The following is a 20,707-nucleotide window of genomic DNA, read 5'->3' as shown; positions in this document are numbered from 1 at the left end:
TAATGACCATGTTAAAATATATCTTTTTTCTCTTTTTGTGTTGTACTATAGTAAGTCTCAAGGCGCAGTACACGCTGTTTGGGCGATCTGGGAGCATTTCCTATGATAAGACCATGTATATGAAAAATATTGTGAGCAAGAAGTTTATCGCGAAGGCTGATAACAATTCAAAAACATTTTTTGAGCAGGTATTGCCCAAGCTGCCCGAAAATGCTGTATTGAAAAAGACTTTAAAATTCAATTCGAATGAAACCCTGTTTGAGCCTGTCAAAAATGACAATCTGGATCAAATGGTTAAGCAATATATCATGATGTTTGCATTGGACTTTGAAGCGATTACATTGTCCAATATGACAACACGTTCCTTCCAACGATATAATGATATTGTTGGCGAAAAGATCATTGTTGAGGACACGATGAAACGGATAAAATGGAAAATTACGGATGAATACCGTGAAATAGCCGGTTATAACTGTCGGAGAGCTAATGGTCTTACAACTGACTCGATTTACGTGATCGGCTATTATTGCAATGAAATTCCAGTCAGTGGCGGACCTGAGTCTATCAACGGACTTCCCGGAATGATACTCGGATTGGTGGTCCCCAGCCAGCACGTTTCTTATTTTGCCACCAAGGTCGAATTGAGCAACGATGTGCCTATGGATAAACAGCGGTTCGAAAAAAGCAAGGTAAAACGGATGACCAGAAAATCCATGACCGATCAGATTTCGGGTGTATTGTCTCAGCACATGAATAAAGAAACAGTTCAATTTATTATGGAACTGGGCAATATGTAAGAAGTTTGTCTTATGTTATAATCCATGTGATTGGGCGACAACCATTGTTCCGATCGACAAAGGGCTATTCACGGATAGCCCTTTGTCGATCGGAACAAAATAAAATCACTGTTAATATACTGGCTTGATCTGAAACTTTGGCGACTTTATCTGATCTACGTTGACCCGGCTTAAGGGAAATGGTGATTTTTTCATTACATAGTTATTTTTTTTTATAACGAAGTAAAAATTACCTCGTAAAATAGTAGTTTTACCTGCTGTTGCAATTAGTCACTAAATACCATTTAATAAATTTTATGAAAAGAGTGTGGTCATCACTTTTACTTTTTCTACTTTGCTCATGCGGAATAGTTCAAGCACAATCCAAAATCGAAGGAAAAATCATCGACGCTAAAGATAAAATCAAACTCCATCATGCGACCGTTATGTTGTTAACGGCCAAAGATTCAATTCTGACTGATTTTACCCGGTCTAATGAAGCAGGACAGTTTTCCTTATTAAAGCCGGATACTGGGCAATATATACTTATCGTTACCTATCCAAAATATGGCGAATATTATGTCGATATTTTGCCCTCACGGGATTATACAAACTTGTCGATCGGGCTTACAAATAGTGCTACTTTATTACAGGAGGTGATCGTAACGGGTCGGATTCCAATAACAATCAAGGGAGATACCACAGAATACGATGCCCGCAGTTTTAAGGTCGAAAAGAATGCCAAGGTTGAGGATCTTTTAAAGGTTCTGCCCGGGATTACTGTGGATGCTTCCGGAAAGATTACCGCACAGGGAAAAACGGTCGAAAAGATGCTTGTTGATGGGGAGGAGTTTTTTGGCGACGACCCGAAATTGGTGAGCCGAAATATCCGTTCTGATATGGTCGATAAAATCCAGGTCTACGAGAAAAAATCCGATAAAGCAGAGAAAACAGGTATTGATGATGGCGTACGTACACAAACCATCAATGTGAAGTTAAAAGAAGAAGCAAAACGTGGTATTTTTGGAAAAGTTGACGCTGGTGGGGGAAGTAATAAATTTTATCTTGGTCAAGGTTTCCTCAATTATTTCAATCAATCTTTTCGGGTTTCAACTTATTTGATCGCAAGCAATACCGGTAAAACGGGATTAAATGATCAGGAAGCTTCTAGCATAGGCGATGATGGTGGTGGTTCCGGAAATTTTGATGGCGAAGGAGTTCCAAAATCCCTCAATACTGGTTTCTTATATTCGGATAAAACCGCCAATAAGAAACACTCCTGGCGGATTGACTATAAATATAGTCAGTCAGATGTCGATCTGGATAGAAGTGTATTTACCAGAAATGCAGCCCGGGATACGATTCTGATCAGTAATAACAGTACTTCGGCTGCCAATGAGAATAAAAAACATAATGTTGGACTGAAATATGAATTTAAAATAGATTCTTTATCCGATTTGACGGTATGGGCAGGTGCCAGTAGGAGACGGGATATCAGTTCTTCAAAAACTGTTTCAAATACGGTCAACCAATTTGATCAGATGGTTAATGGAAATACCCGAGATTTTTACAATGATACCGAGTCCGAGCGGTATAATGTTTCGGCACTTTATGTGAAACGGTTTAAGAAGAAGGGCCGTTCATTAACAATCAATTATTTCACATCTGGAAGTAAACAGGATGGCGAACAAAAGCTATATTCCAGCTTGGTTTATTATAGAAACGGAGACTCTGTGGGGAACACAATCCTGGATCAGAAAAAGATCATCGACAACAATACATTATCAACCGGTGGTCAGCTGTCTTATTCTGAACCATTGTCAAAAAAGGTTATACTGGCTTTTGAATATGGTATTAATTTTGACCGCAATAGCAATTCGGTGGAATCCCTGAACAAAAATCTAAATACAGGAAAGTATGACGATAAGGACGAGGTGTATAGCAATGACTTTTTATACAAAACAACGAAGAACACCTATAACCTTTCCCTTAACTATAAACCATTGGAGAAATTTATTATCAATCTTGCCAACAGGTTTGAAAATAGTGATTTATCACAATTAAATAGAGCGGATGACGCACACTTGTCCAGATCTTTTTTTGTATATAATCCAGTTTTGGATTTAAAATACGAGATTAATAAAAATAGGTCAGTTTCAGTAGTCTATCGGGGTACTAATGGACTACCTTCCCTCAATCAGATTCAGCCCTTACGATCAAATCTTGATCCATTGAACGAATATTTAGGAAACGAAAATTTAAAGCCATCTTATACGAATGAATTGAATTTAAATTTTAGATCGTTTTCAATTCTTCGTGGTGAATTTTATGGGGTTTTCGTAAATGCTTCCCGTACGAATAATGCACTTGTTCAGAATACCACAATTGATTCCGTTGGTAAAACAACCTTTATTTGGGATAATTTGAATCACAATGCCAATAATCAAATCAGCATTTCACCAATGTATTATGGAATTTTATGGAAAAAGTATCAATTGCGACACGGTGGGGGGCCTGCTATTTCCATTGGTAATAATTATAATTACGTGAACAATGTTTTGGCTAATGCAAAGTTTCAGACCTATTCGTTGAGTTATGGACTTCAAAAGTCCACTACGAAAGGTTTGGATTTTGGGGTTGAATTTTCGCCCGGTTATGTCATCCAGGATAATTCAATTGGTATGATGGAAGATAGTAAAGGTTTTACATTTTCTTCCAATGGGGAATTTAAGTACTTTCTACCGGCCAAATTTGTCCTGCGGACAGATTTTAACTACAGATATCAGGCGCCAACGGCAGTTTATAGCAAGAAATTCGAACGGTTTGTGCTGAGCCCGGGACTGTCGAAAAAGTTTATGAAAGACGAAAAGCTGGAACTGACCTTTACGATCAATGATATATTGAACCAAAATGTTGGCTTTGAGCGTAATCAAAATGGAACACTGCTGACCGAGCGCCGATTTAATACCATCGGTAGGTATTATATGGTAAAACTGAGCTGGGAAATAAACAAGATGTTAGTCAAATCAAAATAAAATGAGAACGATCAGAAATATAATAACCCTATTTTTGGTACTATGCTTGGGAAAGGCAGCGGAAGGACAATATGCTTACTTTCCGGATCAAGGAACGATTACTTTTGAGAAAACCGTATTTCTTAAAAATCTGATCAAACGTTATGCGGCTTATGCTAAGGATGAGGAGAGCCGCAACGCATTCAAAGGGATGGTCGAACACGCACCCGAAAATCAGGTGCTTAAAAAAACGTTGAAATTTTCTGCAAATGAGGTGCTGTACGAGCACATTCCAGAGGAGTATCCGGAAGCTGCTCAGAACTTAATGCGGATGGGGGTTTTTGAGTCCGGAATTAGCAGTTGTCAGAACCTAAAAACAAAGGAATTTAAGTCTGCCTTCGAGTTGGGAGGCGAGCGGATTGTCATAGCAGATTCTACATTGAAGATTAAGTGGAAAATTACCAATGAGTATAGACAGATCGCGGGCTACCAATGCCGAAGAGCAAATGGGCTCGTACTGGACTCGATCTACGCTGTCGCATTTTATACAGACCAGATTCCGGTATCCGGTGGACCTTCTGCATTTAGTGGTTTGCCAGGGATGATTTTGGGTTTGGCCGTCCCTGAGCTTCACTATAATATGTTTGCGACCAAGGTAGAACTAAGCCCTGTTACCATTTTTTCTGCGGATTTTCTTAAGAAAAAAGACAAGCCTCTGAATAGAAAGCAAGTTTATGATAAACTGAATGCTGTAGTGGGGGATTATCTTGGTGTGAAGGTATATAATCTTGTGATGGGATGTTATTACTTGTAACAAACTCCAGCTGCCATTAAAGCAAAAAAAAGGCCTTTCATTGAGAAGGCCTTTTTTATGTAAACTCAGGAAAGATTATTTTCCGCTGTTTTTCTTAGCAGTAACTTCGTTACGAATTTCTTGTGCTAAGGTTTTGATGTCTTGTAATCCTTTACGTACACGTGTACCAGCAGCAGAATTACCATTGTTGAAGAACTTGTCTGCATCAGCTTCGATAGAAGCTACTAACTCTTTTAATTTTACGTAGTTTTCCATTTTTTTATAATTATAATTTTAGTTTTTATGGTTTTTCCTAAACACTCCTTAAATATACAAAAACGAATCAAATAGAAAATAAATTTCGTTTTTTTTTATCGAAAAAGCTTAAAAAAAACTATTCAACAATCTTAAGTTCGTCAATAATGTTGCTTGCTCCTGCAAATTTATCAATGATAAATAAAACATAGCGAATGTCAACTGAAATTGTACGTTGTAGCTTATGGTCAAAGATTACGTCGCCGGCCATTGCCTCGATATTACCATCAAAAGCTAGGCCAATTAATTCGCCATTGCCATTAATTACCGGAGAACCTGAGTTTCCGCCTGTTATGTCATTGTCACTTAGGAAGTTTACGGGCAAGTGTCCTTTTTTGTCGGCGTAACGGCCATAGTCCTTATTTTTATACAAATCCATCAAACGTTGTGGTAAATCGAACTCTTCGTCACCTTTTTTGTATTTGGCGATAGTACCTTTTAAGGTTGTATAGAAGTTCTTGTCAGCATCGTTACGAGGGTCTTTCGGTAAGCCTTTGATCGAGCCATATGAAAGACGTAAGGTGCTGTTTGCGTCCGGATAGAATTTGCCTTTTGGATTGGAAGCCAATACACCGGCAACATATTTACGGTAAGCCGCTTCAAACTTGTCATGCTCAGCTTTTGCGCTAGGGTCTTCCTGGCGGTATTTGTTGATCAATGCCGAAGATAATTTATACAATGGATCATTGGCCAAAATTTCAGCCTTAGGATCTGCTAAGTAATTATTTAAGCGCTCAGCTGAAGCAAAAATGCTGTTTTTAACAGATTCTTTGATATAGGCTGTAAAATCATTATTGTTTTTGGCTGCTAACTCTGCAACATAAGGCGCGATATTTCCAGCTTTTTTCGCGTAAAGGTTCAATTCGTCGATCAACACCTGTTCTTCCAAAGGCATATACATTTTTTCGTAGCCCGCATCGATCGCTGATTTTAAACGTGGAAGAATATCTTTTCTGCGTGCATCATCACCTGCTGCATAGACTTCCAAGCCAGAGCCGATCGAGTAAGGTAAAGTGGCAATTGCACTGGAACGGATCATACCCATCAGGTAATTGTCGTGTTTCGCTTTCTCGTTGGTTGCGGTATAGTATGCATTGATCGTGCTAATAACATCACCATATTCCGCTTTATTGGCAGCCTTGTTTGCCCATTTTTCAAATTTAACCTCATCTTTGGCTTTTGATGCAGCAGTTTTATGTAGAGTCAATGCGTCAATCATTCCCTGACGGTTTTTCCAGTAATTGGCAACCTGAGAGTATTTCGAAGCGTAATTCAATTTGACAGCCTGATCCTGATCCATGAATTTTTTCATGGCATCCATACCTGTTTTGGAAGCTTCTACCCAAGCAGGGTATGCAAATTTTACGTTTTGATTGATTCCACCCGATGGCATCCAACGATTTGTGCGGCCTGGGTAACCTAAGATCATCGCAAAATCACCTTCTTGAACACCCTTTAAACTTACAGGTAGGAAATGTTTTGGTTTTAATGGAACATTATCCTTTGCATATTCTGCTGGATTCCCGTTTTTATCTGCGTAGACGCGGAAAATGGAGAAGTCACCTGTATGGCGAGGCCATTCCCAATTGTCCGTGTCGCCACCGAATTTACCAATGCTATTTGGTGGGGTTCCCACTAAACGTACATCATTGTAATCTTGATATACGAAATAATAATATTCATTGCCTTGGTAGAAAGATTTCACCTCAACAACATATTTGCCATTTTCACTGTTCTCTTTTTGGATTTTAGCAATCTCGGCAGCGATGATTTTGTTGCGCTCATCTTCGGACATTTTATTATTGACCAATCCTAAGATGCGTTTTGATACATCATCCATGCGTACAAAGAAGCGTACAGATAGCGATTTTGGTTTTAATTCCTCGCTTTTTGTCTTTGCCCAGAAACCATTAGTCAAGTGGTCGTTCTCAGGTGTGGACAATTCAGCAATTGCGCCATAGCCGCAGTGGTGGTTGGTGAATACCAATCCTTGGTCAGACACAATCTCTGCGGTACAGCCACCGCCAAATTGCACAATCGCATCTTTTAAGCTTGAGTTGTTAATGCTGTAGATCTCTTCGGCACTTAAACGAAGCCCCTTTTTTTGCATATCAGCCTCATTCAGACGCTTCAGATACATTAAAAACCACATTCCCTCATCGGCAAACGCAGTAAAGCTTGTTGTTATCAACAACAAACACATCCATAATTTTTTCATATCAACCTGATAAAAAGTTTGTTTATACCCTACAAAAATGCTTTAATTCTGTTAAAAACCAAAATATTAGACTTTATATTGTACTTTTTCCCAATTTTTATGTCAATTAAAAGTAAATGTCTACCGTATTGGTTATCGAAGAAAGTCAAATGGAGTCTTTTCCTTATCTTTGTCGGATGCAGCAATCATTTGAAAATTTTAAATTCAATAAACAGATCCTAAATGCGATAGCAGAAGCGGGGTATGAACAACCGACTGAGATCCAGGAAAAGGCAATTACACCGATATTGGCGGGGCAGGATGTGATGGGAATAGCCCAGACCGGAACCGGAAAGACAGCTGCATTTGTATTGCCCATGTTGATGAAATTGAAGTATGCTCAAGGAACTGATGCACGTGCTTTAATTTTGACACCAACCCGGGAGTTGGCCATGCAGATAGAGGAGAATATCAAATTATTTTCTACTTACCTCGATTTACGTTCGGTCGTATTGTATGGCGGATTAGGCCCCAAAACTCAGATAGAAACACTTGAAAAAGGAGTTGATATTATCGTTGCCACACCGGGGCGGTTCCTTGATTTATATTTAGAAGGACATATCGTCGTTAAGTCACTTAAATTTTTAGTTTTGGACGAAGCGGACAAGATGATGGACATGGGGTTTATCAGTAAAATCCACCGTGTATTGGAGATCGTACCGCGTAAACGCCAAAATCTGTTGTTTTCAGCCACAATGAGTGAGCTTGTCCGTAAGATTGCTGGGGATTTTCTTGCATTTCCTACCGTTATAGAAGTTTCTGAACAGGCCACACCGGCCAAAACGGTCAGCCAAGCTTTGTATTTTGTCCCTAATCAAAAAACAAAACTCAACTTACTGCAACATCTGTTAAAAGATGATGAAGCTTTTAGCCGACTGATTGTTTTTTGTAAAACAAAACAAGTAGCGGATAACGTTTTTCATTTTCTGGAACGTAAATATGGTAAAGATGAAGTGCGTGTCATTCATGCCAATAAAGGACAGAATACACGTATCAATTCAATCAATGCGTTTAAGGAGGGGAATATCCGTATCCTGGTGGCAACGGATGTTGCGGCACGCGGACTTGATGTGTCCAATGTGAGCCATGTAATCAACTTTGAGGTGCCTATTGTTATTGAAGATTATGTACATCGTATCGGGCGTACGGGCCGGGCTTTCAATGAAGGAGATGCCATCACTTTTTGTAATGAGGCCGAGAAGTACTATGTCCGAAAAATTGAGAAATTGATCAAACAGAGTATTCCGGTATATCCGATTCCGGAGGAAGTATTTGTGGAGAAAACCCCTTTTCAGGAGAAACAGGATATAGCCCGCGATATTGATAATCAAAAGAAAAAAGATAATCCAGATTATCAGGGTGCTTTCCATGAGAAGAAATATGTGATCAAACAAAAGGAAGTACGCGAAGCGCAACGAGCCTCGGGCTTTAAGCCGAAGGCCAAAAGCAAGGGTAAGTCCAGCGGGGGAAAATCCACAGGACCAAGCCGTAATTTCAAGAAACGATAATCAGCATGCGGTTTACCCCATTAAATATTGCCAGTGCATGCTTGGTCGCTTGGTTCGTCATGGAGAATCCCAATGACGGGAAGGCGCTCTTTACATGGGGGGCATTTATCGCCTTAATGGTATTGCTGACAGCCGTGGATATTTTGTTTAGGGTACTTGTCAAAGAAAATAAAAAAATGTGGATGTTGCAGCTCGTGTTTTTGCTGCTGGTTTGTGTTGCCAGCCTGATCGTTAAAGTGGCATTCAGTTGATATATTATAAAGTGAAAATTAAAAAATGGAGATAATGTATAAGCCCTAGGCTTGTTGAGGTAAAATCTCAATACTCACATCTCAATACTCAATATTAAAATGAAAAAAGCAGAAATAAAATTACAGGTAGAGCTTGACGAAAACAATGTTCCTGAAAACATTATGTGGTCGTCCACAGATGGAAATAATTCGGAAGAATTGCCAGCAAAAGCAATGTTTTTAGCTTTATGGGATTCTCATTATAAAAATTCGATGCGAATCGACCTCTGGACGAAAGATATGCCCTACGATGAGATGAAAAGGTTCTTCTATGAAACTTTGCAAACCTTGGGAGACTCTTTTATCCGTTCTTCAGGTGGAGATCCCATGGCTGAAAAGGTGATTGGCGATTTACGTGATTATTGTGCCCATTTTGCGGATAAAATGGAAGTATTAATGCCACAACAATAGTTTTTAACGCTTAACAAATTTAGATTATGCAATATTTCTTAGTAAAATCTGAACCATTTAAATATAGTTGGGAGCAATTCAATAAAGATGGAAGGACGTTTTGGGATGGCGTACGCAATTACCAGGCTAGGAATAATATGAAAGCGATGAAAGAAGGGGACCTGGTCCTTTTCTATCATAGCAACGAAGGTAAAGATGTTGTTGGAGTTGCGAAGGTCGTGAAAGAGTTTTATCAGGACCCGACAACGGATGATGAACGCTGGGTTGTCGTAGACCTAGCTCCGGTTGAGACATTGAAGAAGCCAGTTACGTTAGAGACGATTAAAGCGGATGAACAGTTACAGGATATCGCTTTGGTAAGACAGGGCCGTCTATCGGTGATGCCGCTTAAACCGGAGGAATTTGACCGGATCCTCGCTTTAGGCAATGGGGAGTAACCATCCAACATAACAAGGTACGGAACCACATTGTTCTTACAGATTCTACAAATAAAGCGAGTACATATCGATATGTACTCGCTTTATTTGTAGAGCAACTTTTCCATGCTGTATCAGTTCTTCTGACTGAACAGACTGACCAAGGCTTTTAGTTTTTTTGCATTTTCGGGTTTTAATTTCCCTGCAAGGATAAGGCGAAGTTCTCTGCGCTGCAATGCATCCTCATAAGCTTTGTGTTCTGATTCTGTTTCCGGAATCAATATGGGGACAGCTTTGGGGTTGTTATCGGCATCAACGGCAACAAAGGTATAATATGCTTCATTGGTTTTCACACGTGTGCCCTCGGGCAGGTTGGACGCGAAAATTTCCATGCGTACCTCTAGGGAGCTGTTAAATGCACGGGTGACCTGTGCCTGTATGGTAACCACTTCACCCAATTTGATCGAACGCTTAAAAGATACATTGTCCACAGATACCGTGACGACTACATTGCTGCAATGCTTCTGTGCGGCAATAGCCGAACAGATATCCATCCAGTATAATAAGCGGCCACCCATGAGATTCCCAAAGGTATTGGTATCATTCGGAAGAACCAGTTCGTTCATCTCCGTGTATGACTCTCTCGCAAATTTCTCTATCATATCGTTTTTTGTCATTATCTTCCAAATTCCTTGGCCTGGCGATCAATAATAGCCAAGGATTCTACAAATGCCGTAGGTTTATAGCCCAACTCATTTTTGGACTTGCTGAGATCAAAACCTGTCAGCCGGGGTCTGTTGTCCGCCTGTCCAATGCTTGCAGCACTGATTTCCGAAATCAAGGATTTGTCCAGATGCCAATAATCTGCAATTTTATCAACCGCTTCATTGATGGACATCAATTCTGCTCCCGAGATATGAAATATTCCCTGAGCCTTTCGCTCAACGGCCAATTGACATGCTTTCGCTAAATCATCTACAAAGGTAGGCATTCTCCATTGGTCATTGACCACCTTTATCGCTTCTTTTTGTGATAACTTTCCTTTTGCCCATAGTACCAGATTCGAACGGTTTGGATCAGCATTGATGCCATAGACCAAAATTGTACGTAGGACGGCATAAGAGCAGGACGACTGCGCGAGGACTTGTTCAGATGCATATTTACTTTTCCCATATTCACTTTGTGGATTGGGGCTGTCAAGTTCATTATAGGTAGTACCTTTTTTGCCATCAAATACAAAATCTGTCGATAGATGTATCAGCTGCGTTTTATTTTTTTCGCAGTAGCCCGCCAGTGTTTTTACCAGATCCACATTGATCAGCTGACAGGCCGCTTGATCGGCCTCACATGCTTCCACACTGGTCATGGCAGCGGTATGTATAATTGCATCAAAGATATGGTTGGATAAAAAATCCGTTAATAAGGTCTGATCTAATAAGTCGACTTGATAGAAAGCATATCCGATTTGATTAGGATTTCTATTCGCGCCTTTTGAAATGGCTGTAACTTCATAAAGATCATTACCAGCAAGTAGATCGACGACCTTCTGACCCAAAAAGCCATTAGATCCTGTGACAAGAATTTTTTTCATCCGTATTACTATTTTTTTATCCGTGTTTTCATCTCGAAGATATCTATGGTACCTTCGTCTATTTTTTCGCTCCTTTGTCCTCTGGTTAAAGTGATGTTTTGAAAGAGGATCAAAAGCCTTACTCTATCGGTTTTAGTTGGTCCAGATAAAGTCCATTTTATTCGACTGTTTCATGATGTTCTCGATCACCGATTTCTCCAAATCCAGAATAGATTTTAATGAATTGTAATCGATTTTATCTGCATCATCCGTCGGCATATGATAATCCGGATGTCCGCCGGTATGGAAAAATAACACCGGAATATTCTTCTTATAAAATGAAGTTTGATCGGATCCGCCATTACCATCTTTGCTCAGATTAAACTTTATAGGTGCCTGGATATCTTTGAATATGATAGGCCATTGACTGCTCGTTCCATATCCAATAACAGCAAGCCCATTGCCTGGGTTGTAACGGCCGATCATATCCATATTAAGCATTGCTGTTATTTTTTCTAACGGTAGGGTAGGGTGCTCGGTAAAATATTTGGAGCCGACCAAACCTAGTTCTTCGGCACCAAAAGCGATGAACAACAAGTTATAGGGTTCTTTTTGGTTATTGGTACTGAAATAGCGTGCCAGTTCCAATAAACCTGCAGTACCCGAGGCATTGTCATCGGCGCCATTGTGGATTTTACCAACACCTAGCGAGTCTTTCGAGCTGCCCTGACGACCTGTTCCCAAGTGATCGTAATGCGCACCTATCACGACTGTTAGTGCAGCTCCATTATCGATAAAGCCAATAATATTGTCTGCATTGCGGATGCTGTCGGCTACTTTTACTTTCCATACCTTGGCTTTGAAGGATTGGCGATAGCCTTTTTCACCTTTTGGTTGCAATTTATATTTTTTGAATTCCTTTTCAATATAGTCCGCGGCTTTGAACACTTCTTTACTACCCGTTCCTCTACCTTTCATTTTATCATCTGCCAGGTAGTAGATATGTTTTTTTAGGTTTGGAATTTCAATTTGTTGTGCCTGTGCCAATTTTGTCACAAAAAGTAAGCCTGCGATCAGGAATAAGTTTATGTTTTTCATTTTTTGGTATGATATTATTTAGATCATCATAATCCGGATTATTTGCTTGGTGGATAACCGGTTTATGATCTGTATTTTTAATTTTTAAAAGAAAAGCCTTGCGATTAACAAGGCTTTTGTAAGATATTTCGTTAATCTTCAACGATTTCGCTATGGATACTCGATTTCTCTTCTTTTTCTGTTTTGAAATACCGTTTTTGGAACAATAATATGAGCACCACACCGACTGAGATAGCCGAGTCTGCAATGTTGAATACCGGCCGGAAGAATAGGAACTCTTCACCGCCCCAAAAAGGTACCCATGTAGGGAATGTACCTTCTATTAAAGGGAAATAGAGCATATCGACGACCTTTCCATGCAGAAAGGAGGAATATCCTCCATCAGCGGGAAATAAGGATGCCTTTTCGTAAAAATTGCTTTCGCTAAAAATCACACCATAGAAGGCCGAATCAATGATATTGCCCAGAGCACCGGCAAGAATCAGGGCTACATTTAATATAAAACCTCGGTTGTATTTATTCTTGATCATGTAGTGTAGACCATACCCGATACCAGCTACGGCCAGTATGCGAAACACGGTCAGGAACAATTTCCCGTAATCACCACCGAATTCCATTCCGTAGGCCATTCCATTATTTTCAATAAAATGGATCTGAAAGAATTTACCTAGGATGTGATGACTTTGGCCAATTGTCATAGAGAGCTTAACCCATATTTTTGACAATTGGTCTATTAAAAGAATCGCCACGATTAGTGCGACTGGTTTCGTATACCCCTTCATTGTGCTATAAAAATGGTCTTTGCCTAAGCAAAGACCATATATTTTTACCTAAAATTAATATTGTTTGTTTTTCGCTTCGATGCTCAACGTTGTGTGTGGAACAGCTTTCAAACGCTCTTTTTGGATCAGTTTTCCGGTTTCTCTACAGATACCGTACGTTTTGTTCTCGATACGTACCAAGGCTGCTTCAAGGTTGTCAATAAACTTCTTTTGGCGAGCCGCTAATTGATTTGTCTGTTCTTTCTCCAACGTTGCAGAACCATCCTCTAAGGTCTTATAAGTCCCTGCAGTATCGTCTGTACCATTCGCATTGCTATTATTAAGCGTTGCCGTCAACGAGGAAAGCTCTTCTTTTGCTATTCTAAGCTTGTCCAAGATAATATCTTTGAATTCTTGTAATTCTGAATCGCTATAGCGTGTTTTCTCGTTGTTGTTTGCCATAATTTAATTTTTTTGGATTAATGCCTTAAGTTCTTTGCCATCGATCTCGATGGTCTCTCCTTCAGTTAGTGAATCTTCAAATACCAATGAATCGGCTAGAATTTCGGTGCAAATATAAGATAAATTTTCTTTCGCAGCATCGACCACTTCCGGTGAAACTGTTAACTTTACGTTAATTCTATCCGTTACTTCAAGTCCTTTTTCTTTCCGTAGATTTTGTAGACGGTTGATCAATTCCCTTGATAAACCTTCTTTCTTCAATTCTTCGGTGATATGGACATCCAATGCGACGGTTAATTTACCTAAATTAGCAACCTGCCATCCTTCCACATCCTCTGCTATAATTTCGACATCGCTCAATAGAATAGTATATGGTGTGCCAACTAAGGCCAATTCACCTGCTGATTCTAAGGTACTGATCTGTTCAATAGTCAACGATTGGATAGCTGAAGAGACTAACTTCATATCCTTACCAACTTTCGCGCCAAGAGCTTTAAAGTTTGGTTTTATTTTTTTCTTGATGATACCAGTTGTATCTGTAATAAACTCAATATCTTTGATATTAGTTTCAGAAAGTATCAAATCTTTTACTTTTTCCACTTTCTCCTGGAAAGCACTGTCCAGTACTGGAACGAGGATTTTGTTCAATGGCTGACGCACATTGATCGACGTTTTCTTACGTAATGAAAGTGTCAACGACGAAATATCCTGCGCCAGGGCCATACGTTCTTCCAGATCTTTATCCACAAGTTTTTCATCGTATACCGGGAAGTTGGCCAAGTGAACAGATTCAACTTGTTCTTTATTTGTCGCTGTATTCAGGTCAAGGAACAGTCTGTCCGAGAAAAATGGTGATATCGGTGACATTAATTTCGCGATGGTATCCAGACAGGTGTATAAGGTCTGATAGGCCGAAATTTTATCTTCCGTATATTCTCCTTTCCAGAAACGACGGCGGCACAAACGAACGTACCAGTTACTCAAATGCTCATCCACAAAGTTTTGGATTGCACGTGCGGCTTTCGTCGGTTCGTAATCCGCTAAATATTCGTCCACTTCTTTCGTTAGTGAATTGAGTAAAGAGATAATCCAACGATCGATTTCAGGACGGTTTTCCAATGCAATATCCGGTTCTGCATAGGAGAACTTATCAATGTTGGCATAAAGTGCAAAGAATGCATAGGTATTGTATAGCGTACCGAAGAACTTACGGCGTACCTCATCCAATCCTTCCATGTTGAACTTTAAGTTGTCCCAAGGAGCAGCATTACTGATCATATACCAACGGGTAGCATCCGCACTATATTGATCTATCGTTGAGAAAGGATCAACACCATTGCCTAGACGTTTGGACATCTTATTTCCGTTTTTGTCCAATACCAACCCATTGGAAACAACGTTTTTGAAAGAGACCGATTTATACATCATCGTGGAGATCGCATGTAGCGTAAAGAACCATCCACGCGTCTGGTCTACCCCTTCGGCAATGAAGTCTGCAGGATATGCGTGATTGAATCCATCTTTAAATGGGAATTCTTCACCTTTTGCCAATTTCTCATGATCCAATCCCCATTGGGCATAAGGCATTGCACCTGAGTCGAACCATACATCGATTAAGTCAGGCTCACGGAATAATTTTTGACCGGCATCAGAAACAAGAACGATATCGTCCACATATGGACGGTGTAAATCCAGCTTTTCTGTATCAAATTTATCCAGATAGGCTTGGTTTTTCGCTTTCTCATCTGCCGATAGGACATCCGAAGTCAGTGAAGCCTCCAAGAAAGATTTTAACTCCGGTAACGAACCGATACAAACCTCTTCATTCTCATCTTCCGAACGCCAGATTGGAAGTGGTGTTCCCCAGTAACGGGAGCGGGAAAGGTTCCAATCGACCAGGTTTTCCAACCAGTTTCCAAAGCGCCCTGTTCCGGTAGCTTCAGGTTTCCAGTTGATTGTTTTATTTAACGCAACCAGATCCTCTTTTACGGCAGTAGTACGGATAAACCAGCTATCCAATGGATAGTATAAAACCGGCTTGTCTGTACGCCAGCAGTGTGGGTAGGTGTGCTCGTATTTTTTAACATCAAATGCTTTATTATCCTCTTTTAGTTTGATCGAGATCAGGACGTCAGTAGGTTTGAAGTCTTCTTTCGCACGCTCTTCAGCGCTGTAGTATTCTTCTTTTACAAATCGTCCGGCAAAATCAGTGATTTCGTTAACGAAACGGCCAGTACGGTCTACCGTAGGCACATCTTTTCCATTTTCGTCTTTGACCAAAATACCCGGTACACCGTGTTCTTTTGCTACACGAAAGTCATCTGCACCATAGGTCGGCGCAGCATGCACGATACCTGTACCATCTTCAGTGGTCACAAAGTCACCAGGGATGACGCGGAAAGCATTTTCCTGTAGCTCTTCATTGGTGATATAAGGCAGCAACTGCTCGTAGCGCAGGCCCACAAGTTCTTCGCCCACAAATTCAGCTGCAAGTTCCCAAGGGATTACTTTATCGCCCAGTTTGTAGTCTTGGAAAGAGGCATTTTCACCTTCAGCTTTAAAGTGTTTACTGATCAGATCTTTCGCCAATACAACAGATACCGGTGCACCTGTATATTTATTGAACGTTCTGATTTTGACATAGTTTATTTTCTTGCCAACAACCAAAGCTGTATTGGACGGTAGCGTCCAAGGTGTAGTTGTCCAGGCGATAAATGCAACATCTTCGGCTTCATCATCCACTAATTTTTCAATCGCTGGATGCAGCTGGCTTTTGATCAATCTGAATTCAGCAACAATGGTTGTATCCTTCACATCTTTATACGTGCCCGGTTGATTAAGCTCATGTGAACTCAAACCTGTGCCCGCAGCAGGTGAATAGGGTTGGATGGTATAACCTTTGTATAACAAGCCTTTTTTGTATAGCTCTTTTAACAAATACCATAAGGTTTCAATGTATTCGTTTTTATACGTGATGTAAGGATGTTCAAGATCAACCCAATAGCCCATTTTGTTGGTTAGGTCATTCCATACATCCGTGTATTTCATCACTTCCTTGCGGCAAGCGTCATTATATTCTTCTACGGTAATCTTTTTGCCGATATCCTCCTTAGTAATACCAAGAGCTTTCTCGACAGCAAGCTCAATCGGAAGGCCATGGGTATCCCAGCCTCCTTTTCGTTTTACCTGGTAGCCTTTCAATGTCTTGTAGCGACAGAAAATATCCTTAATCGTACGAGCCATCACGTGATGGATGCCCGGCATTCCATTTGCAGAAGGTGGCCCTTCAAAAAATGTATATGACTTGCTCTCAGGGCGATTATTGATACTTTTTTCGAATATTTTTTCCTGTTCCCAACGGGTCAAAATCTCTTTACCAATCTCCGGTAAATTTAACTGCTTATATTCTTTGTACATCAGACTGTTGTATGCTTCTTTTCTAAAGGTCGCTAATTTAGTGAATTATGATGGAAAAAGAAAGAGGGCTTTGTTGCTGTAGTATCATTATATGATGGGCAAAATATTTTTGAAAATCCTCATCGTTGTTGCTGATCTAAAATTACCCAATAATGCTGATTGCTGAAGTTGAATTGGAAAGTCCGGTGACAGGAAGCCTGTTACAGGAATAAGTCGGATAAAGGACGGTTGAGTTTTCCGAAACAGCTGATCAGGTTTGCGATTCCGCAGAGCTAATACAAAAGAGGGATTGCTATTGGCAATCCCTCTTTTACTGAAATATGTTAAATTTCAACTTATGCGGAAAAACTGCTTCCACAACCACAGGTGCTGGTTGCATTGGGGTTATTAAAGGTAAAACCTCTTGCATCAAGCCCTGATTTGAAATCAATTTCCATGCCTGCAAGATATAGGCCGTGTGCTTTATTCATGAATATGCGGATGCCTTCAATTTCGTACTCGTTGTCTCCGTCTTTTTTCTGATCAAAACCCAGGATATAACTCATACCTGAACAACCACCGCCTTCGACACCGACACGTAAACCAAAATCATCAGAGATTTCTTGCTGATCTTTTAATTTATTGAGTTCCTTGATCGCTCCCTGAGTTAAGGTAACGGGAGCAACTGCTGTATGTTCTGCGCTCATTTTGATATCGTTTTAGCCAATTCTTAGACAAAAATACATATTTTAAATCGCAAATTGATTGTATTGGATTTTTTGACATTTACAAAACATTCGATTTTTAGGGGTGATTTTGCTCCAAACCGGAATTAAAAGGATACTACACTAATTAGTTAATTCGCATAAATAAGTCTATTTTTCTAAGAACATTTAATAAAATATGGCTTTTTGTCGATATTCTTTATGGAATATGCTATCTTTGAGGCATTAAAATAAAAACAAAATTTACTTTACAACATTTAAAAACAATGGAAAGAGATCAAGCCATTTTTAATTTGATAGCTGATGAGCTTAAACGCCAAGAAGAAGGTATTGAATTAATTGCTTCAGAAAACTTTGTTTCAAAACAGGTAATGGAAGCTGCTGGTTCAGTGTTGACAAATAAATATGCGGAAGGCCTCCCAGGAAAACGTTACTATGGAGGTTGTGAAGTTGTGGATGAAATTGAAACCATCGCAATTGATCGTGCGAAGCAATTATTTGGCGCAGAATGGGTAAATGTTCAACCTCACTCTGGAGCGCAGGCAAATGCGGCTGTTTTTTTGGCGACAATCAAACCTGGCGACAAAATTTTAGGTCTTGATTTATCTCATGGTGGGCACTTGACGCATGGTTCACCGGCAAACCTTTCCGGTAAGATCTATCAGCCATTATTTTATGGTGTAAAAGAAGATACAGGTCTGATTGATTACGAACAATTGGAGGAAACAGCACTTCGTGAAAAACCAAAAATGATCATCTGTGGTGCATCAGCTTATTCACGTGATTGGGATTATGCCCGTATCCGTAAAGTGGCTGATGAGATCGGTGCAATTGTTTTGGCAGATATTTCCCATCCAGCTGGTTTGATCGCACGTGGCCTATTGAATGATCCACTTCCTCATTGTCATATTGTGACAACAACTACACATAAGACATTACGTGGCCCACGTGGCGGTATGATTATGGTAGGTAAGGATTTTGAAAATCCTTGGGGTATCAAGACTCCTAAAGGCGAAATCCGTACGATTACACAATTGTTGGATCTGGCTGTTTTCCCAGGTACACAAGGTGGTCCTTTGGAACATACAATTGCTGCTAAAGCAATCGCTTACGGCGAAGCATTATCAGACGAATACATGGAGTATATCGTTCAGGTGAAGAAAAATGCGGCCGCATTAGCGCAGTTCTTCGTTGATAAAGACTATAAGATTATCTCTGGTGGTACGGATAACCACTTGATGCTGGTTGACCTACGTAACAAAGATATTTCTGGTAAAGAAGCAGAAGCAGTATTGGGTAAAGCGGGTATCACCACCAACAAAAACATGGTTCCTTTTGATACACGTTCTCCTTTTGTGACTTCAGGTGTGCGTTTCGGTACAGCAGCAATTACGACACGTGGTATCAAAGAAAATGAAATTGTTCAAATCGGAGAGTTAATTGACGAAGCATTGCAAAATGCCTCAAACGATGCTGAGTTGGATAAAATCCACGGTAAAGTGAAAGCCCTAATGGCCGAATTCCCATTGTATAAATAAGACATTGTCTTTTTAATATAGCAACGCTTAATAGCATAAAGCGGAATCATCTTAAGGTGATTCCGCTTTTTAGTTTATAAGACTGTTTTCATTTCCAAGGCCATTCTCTTCATTCTTAAACCCCATCCATTGACCTAGAATTTCATGATCATAAACTGCTGGGATAGTACCGACATATCTGGTTATAAACTGCATAATAACTTGTGGAATAGTAAGGAATTTAATCGGATTTGGTACGGACTTAATAGGTACTTTATACGCTTTTATCCGAATGAGGTCCGTACTAGGTCCGAATGAGGTCCCTGTAAAGTCCCTATCATTTAAGAATTTGTGACGGAGTTAATACCCCCATAAATTACGGCAGGCTTACGGATGTTGTCAAGCGCTTTTTTCGTAGAATCAAGGAAGCTCTGCGCTTCTTAAATGTTAAAAAATCTTAAAATAAATTGTAATAATTTGATTACTCGATAATTTTACGGTACTTTGAAATAGTATTAATTGATTGTTTTACAATAAGAAAGGAACACTATACGCCCAACATTTACATTTTACAACAGAACTGATAATTTATTTGCGAACTGCTAAAAAAGTAAGTGACGTATGAGACTTTTGAAAAGTAAGAGTGATCAAGAATTGATCCAAATGTATGTCGGTGGCCAAGAGTCCGGCCTAGAGGCATTGTTGAATCGATATAAATCGAAAATTTACACCTCTATATATATGAAAGTAAAAGACGAATATCTTGCTGAAGATATTTTCCAGGAGACTTTCATAAAAATCATCAACACCTTAAAATCGGGCAAGTACAATGAAGAGGGTAAATTTTTGCCCTGGGCAATCCGTATTGCGCATAATATGATCGTTGACTTTTTTAGAAAAGCCAAACGTGCCCCAAATATCGTGAATGCGGATGGTTTCGATATTTTTGAGGTATTGGAATTCAGTGATGAAAGTGCTGAATCCAAGATGCTGAAACAACAGGTGGATGTAGACTTAAAGAAAATGATCCAAAAACTGCCGGATGATCAGAAAGAAGTCTTAATTATGCGTCACTTCTGTGATATGAGTTTTAAGGATATTGCTGAAATTACAGAAGTGAGTATCAATACAGCTTTAGGAAGAATGCGCTATGCGTTGAGCAACCTGCGTAAAATGATTGAAGGTTCTGATCTGGTCTTTCAGATGGGATAAGGGAGTTAATACTATATTTTAGAAGATAACAACACGAGGGGGTGAATTTTTCACTCCCTTTTTTATGCTACAATGTCATGCCGGCATCAGAAGAATTTGATCTTTTTGTCAGTTATTCGCTTTTTGTTAACTTAGAAGTTCATGTCTTTGTCCATTTGAGGGAATTGGAATGAGGTTTGATCATTA

At 39.7% G+C, this 20,707-nt stretch carries 18 protein-coding genes; 9 read left to right on the top strand and 9 right to left on the bottom strand.

Translation table 11 applies throughout. The features are described 5' to 3' along the window. Positions 1-2: 2 nt before the first annotated feature. From BWD42_RS18190 to BWD42_RS18180, 3 genes are all read left to right on the top strand, one after another. Complete coding sequence (locus BWD42_RS18190; protein WP_077437842.1) at positions 3-797, top strand: GLPGLI family protein; 795 nt, start codon at positions 3-5, stop codon at positions 795-797. Between the two features lie 296 nt (positions 798-1,093). After that, the gene (locus BWD42_RS18185; protein ID WP_077437841.1) at positions 1,094-3,811 is read left to right on the top strand and encodes an outer membrane beta-barrel protein; all 2,718 of its coding nucleotides are present in this window, start codon (positions 1,094-1,096) and stop codon (positions 3,809-3,811) included. Position 3,812: 1 nt separating this feature from the next. Further along, positions 3,813-4,604: a GLPGLI family protein gene (locus tag BWD42_RS18180; protein ID WP_077437840.1), complete on the top strand. Its 792-nt coding sequence runs from the start codon at positions 3,813-3,815 to the stop codon at positions 4,602-4,604. Positions 4,605-4,679: 75 nt separating this feature from the next. Here the strand turns inward: BWD42_RS18180 and BWD42_RS18175 are convergent, their stop codons facing one another. Both BWD42_RS18175 and BWD42_RS18170 read right to left on the bottom strand, forming a co-directional pair. Next, positions 4,680-4,859 (bottom strand): histone H1, encoded by a 180-nt coding sequence (locus BWD42_RS18175; protein WP_077437839.1) that lies wholly within the window; start codon positions 4,857-4,859, stop codon positions 4,680-4,682. A 118-nt stretch (positions 4,860-4,977) separates the two neighbouring features. Beyond that, a complete protein-coding gene (locus BWD42_RS18170; RefSeq protein WP_077437838.1) occupies positions 4,978-7,116 on the bottom strand; it encodes a S46 family peptidase in 2,139 nt (712 codons plus the stop codon). A gap of 176 nt (positions 7,117-7,292) precedes the next feature. On the opposite strand from BWD42_RS18170, the gene BWD42_RS18165 reads away from it, so the two are divergent. The 4 genes from BWD42_RS18165 (at position 7,293) to BWD42_RS18150 (ending at position 9,801) form a co-directional block, all read left to right on the top strand. Further along, the gene (locus tag BWD42_RS18165; RefSeq protein WP_077438035.1) at positions 7,293-8,663 is read left to right on the top strand and encodes a DEAD/DEAH box helicase; all 1,371 of its coding nucleotides are present in this window, start codon (positions 7,293-7,295) and stop codon (positions 8,661-8,663) included. A 5-nt stretch (positions 8,664-8,668) separates the two neighbouring features. Beyond that, the gene (locus tag BWD42_RS18160) at positions 8,669-8,914 is read left to right on the top strand and encodes a hypothetical protein (RefSeq protein WP_077437837.1); all 246 of its coding nucleotides are present in this window, start codon (positions 8,669-8,671) and stop codon (positions 8,912-8,914) included. A 99-nt stretch (positions 8,915-9,013) separates the two neighbouring features. Then, positions 9,014-9,364, top strand: coding sequence for a gliding motility protein GldC (gene gldC / locus BWD42_RS18155; protein WP_077437836.1), 351 nt, complete (start codon positions 9,014-9,016; stop codon positions 9,362-9,364). A gap of 26 nt (positions 9,365-9,390) precedes the next feature. Further along, a complete protein-coding gene (locus BWD42_RS18150) occupies positions 9,391-9,801 on the top strand; it encodes an EVE domain-containing protein (protein ID WP_077437835.1) in 411 nt (136 codons plus the stop codon). Between the two features lie 113 nt (positions 9,802-9,914). Here the strand turns inward: BWD42_RS18150 and BWD42_RS18145 are convergent, their stop codons facing one another. From BWD42_RS18145 to BWD42_RS18115, 7 genes are all read right to left on the bottom strand, one after another. Continuing rightward, positions 9,915-10,442 carry an acyl-CoA thioesterase gene (locus BWD42_RS18145; RefSeq protein WP_077438034.1) on the bottom strand — a complete coding sequence of 176 codons (528 nt, stop codon included), beginning with the start codon at positions 10,440-10,442 and terminating at the stop codon, positions 9,915-9,917. A 14-nt stretch (positions 10,443-10,456) separates the two neighbouring features. Further along, entirely contained in the window at positions 10,457-11,371 is a 915-nt protein-coding gene (locus tag BWD42_RS18140) for an SDR family oxidoreductase (RefSeq protein ID WP_077437834.1), read from the bottom strand. A gap of 132 nt (positions 11,372-11,503) precedes the next feature. Further along, on the bottom strand, positions 11,504-12,448 hold the full coding sequence (locus tag BWD42_RS18135) for a M20/M25/M40 family metallo-hydrolase (protein ID WP_077437833.1): 945 nt from the start codon (positions 12,446-12,448) through the stop codon (positions 11,504-11,506). A 131-nt stretch (positions 12,449-12,579) separates the two neighbouring features. Then, positions 12,580-13,230: a lipoprotein signal peptidase gene (locus BWD42_RS18130; RefSeq protein WP_077437832.1), complete on the bottom strand. Its 651-nt coding sequence runs from the start codon at positions 13,228-13,230 to the stop codon at positions 12,580-12,582. Between the two features lie 54 nt (positions 13,231-13,284). After that, positions 13,285-13,671 (bottom strand): TraR/DksA family transcriptional regulator, encoded by a 387-nt coding sequence (locus BWD42_RS18125; RefSeq protein ID WP_046674049.1) that lies wholly within the window; start codon positions 13,669-13,671, stop codon positions 13,285-13,287. Between the two features lie 3 nt (positions 13,672-13,674). Next, entirely contained in the window at positions 13,675-17,088 is a 3,414-nt protein-coding gene (gene ileS, locus BWD42_RS18120) for an isoleucine--tRNA ligase (RefSeq protein ID WP_077437831.1), read from the bottom strand. A 335-nt stretch (positions 17,089-17,423) separates the two neighbouring features. Further along, positions 17,424-17,774, bottom strand: coding sequence for a HesB/IscA family protein (locus BWD42_RS18115; protein ID WP_077437830.1), 351 nt, complete (start codon positions 17,772-17,774; stop codon positions 17,424-17,426). A gap of 284 nt (positions 17,775-18,058) precedes the next feature. Between BWD42_RS18115 and glyA the strand changes: the two genes are divergently transcribed. Both glyA and BWD42_RS18105 read left to right on the top strand, forming a co-directional pair. Next, positions 18,059-19,330: a serine hydroxymethyltransferase gene (gene glyA, locus BWD42_RS18110; protein ID WP_077437829.1), complete on the top strand. Its 1,272-nt coding sequence runs from the start codon at positions 18,059-18,061 to the stop codon at positions 19,328-19,330. Positions 19,331-19,930: 600 nt separating this feature from the next. Further along, positions 19,931-20,521 carry an RNA polymerase sigma factor gene (locus BWD42_RS18105; RefSeq protein ID WP_077437828.1) on the top strand — a complete coding sequence of 197 codons (591 nt, stop codon included), beginning with the start codon at positions 19,931-19,933 and terminating at the stop codon, positions 20,519-20,521. The last annotated feature ends 186 nt before the right edge of the window (positions 20,522-20,707 follow it).

It is taken from the genome of Sphingobacterium sp. CZ-UAM, assembly GCF_002000245.1.
Lineage (GTDB): Bacteria > Bacteroidota > Bacteroidia > Sphingobacteriales > Sphingobacteriaceae > Sphingobacterium.
This window is presented reverse-complemented; position numbering and strand designations above follow the sequence as displayed.

Coding starts and splice junctions, on each gene's coding strand:
- BWD42_RS18185 (WP_077437841.1), top strand. CDS start 1,094: ATGAAAAGAGTGTGGTCATCACTTTTACTTTTTCTACTTTGCTCATGC.
- BWD42_RS18150 (WP_077437835.1), top strand. CDS start 9,391: ATGCAATATTTCTTAGTAAAATCTGAACCATTTAAATATAGTTGGGAG.
- glyA (WP_077437829.1), top strand. CDS start 18,059: ATGGAAAGAGATCAAGCCATTTTTAATTTGATAGCTGATGAGCTTAAA.
- BWD42_RS18125 (WP_046674049.1), bottom strand. CDS start 13,671: ATGGCAAACAACAACGAGAAAACACGCTATAGCGATTCAGAATTACAA.
- BWD42_RS18165 (WP_077438035.1), top strand. CDS start 7,293: ATGCAGCAATCATTTGAAAATTTTAAATTCAATAAACAGATCCTAAAT.
- BWD42_RS18130 (WP_077437832.1), bottom strand. CDS start 13,230: ATGAAGGGGTATACGAAACCAGTCGCACTAATCGTGGCGATTCTTTTA.
- BWD42_RS18140 (WP_077437834.1), bottom strand. CDS start 11,371: ATGAAAAAAATTCTTGTCACAGGATCTAATGGCTTTTTGGGTCAGAAG.
- BWD42_RS18135 (WP_077437833.1), bottom strand. CDS start 12,448: ATGAAAAACATAAACTTATTCCTGATCGCAGGCTTACTTTTTGTGACA.
- BWD42_RS18160 (WP_077437837.1), top strand. CDS start 8,669: ATGCGGTTTACCCCATTAAATATTGCCAGTGCATGCTTGGTCGCTTGG.
- BWD42_RS18105 (WP_077437828.1), top strand. CDS start 19,931: ATGAGACTTTTGAAAAGTAAGAGTGATCAAGAATTGATCCAAATGTAT.
- BWD42_RS18170 (WP_077437838.1), bottom strand. CDS start 7,116: ATGAAAAAATTATGGATGTGTTTGTTGTTGATAACAACAAGCTTTACT.
- BWD42_RS18180 (WP_077437840.1), top strand. CDS start 3,813: ATGAGAACGATCAGAAATATAATAACCCTATTTTTGGTACTATGCTTG.
- BWD42_RS18145 (WP_077438034.1), bottom strand. CDS start 10,442: ATGATAGAGAAATTTGCGAGAGAGTCATACACGGAGATGAACGAACTG.
- BWD42_RS18175 (WP_077437839.1), bottom strand. CDS start 4,859: ATGGAAAACTACGTAAAATTAAAAGAGTTAGTAGCTTCTATCGAAGCT.
- gldC (WP_077437836.1), top strand. CDS start 9,014: ATGAAAAAAGCAGAAATAAAATTACAGGTAGAGCTTGACGAAAACAAT.
- ileS (WP_077437831.1), bottom strand. CDS start 17,088: ATGTACAAAGAATATAAGCAGTTAAATTTACCGGAGATTGGTAAAGAG.
- BWD42_RS18115 (WP_077437830.1), bottom strand. CDS start 17,774: ATGAGCGCAGAACATACAGCAGTTGCTCCCGTTACCTTAACTCAGGGA.
- BWD42_RS18190 (WP_077437842.1), top strand. CDS start 3: ATGACCATGTTAAAATATATCTTTTTTCTCTTTTTGTGTTGTACTATA.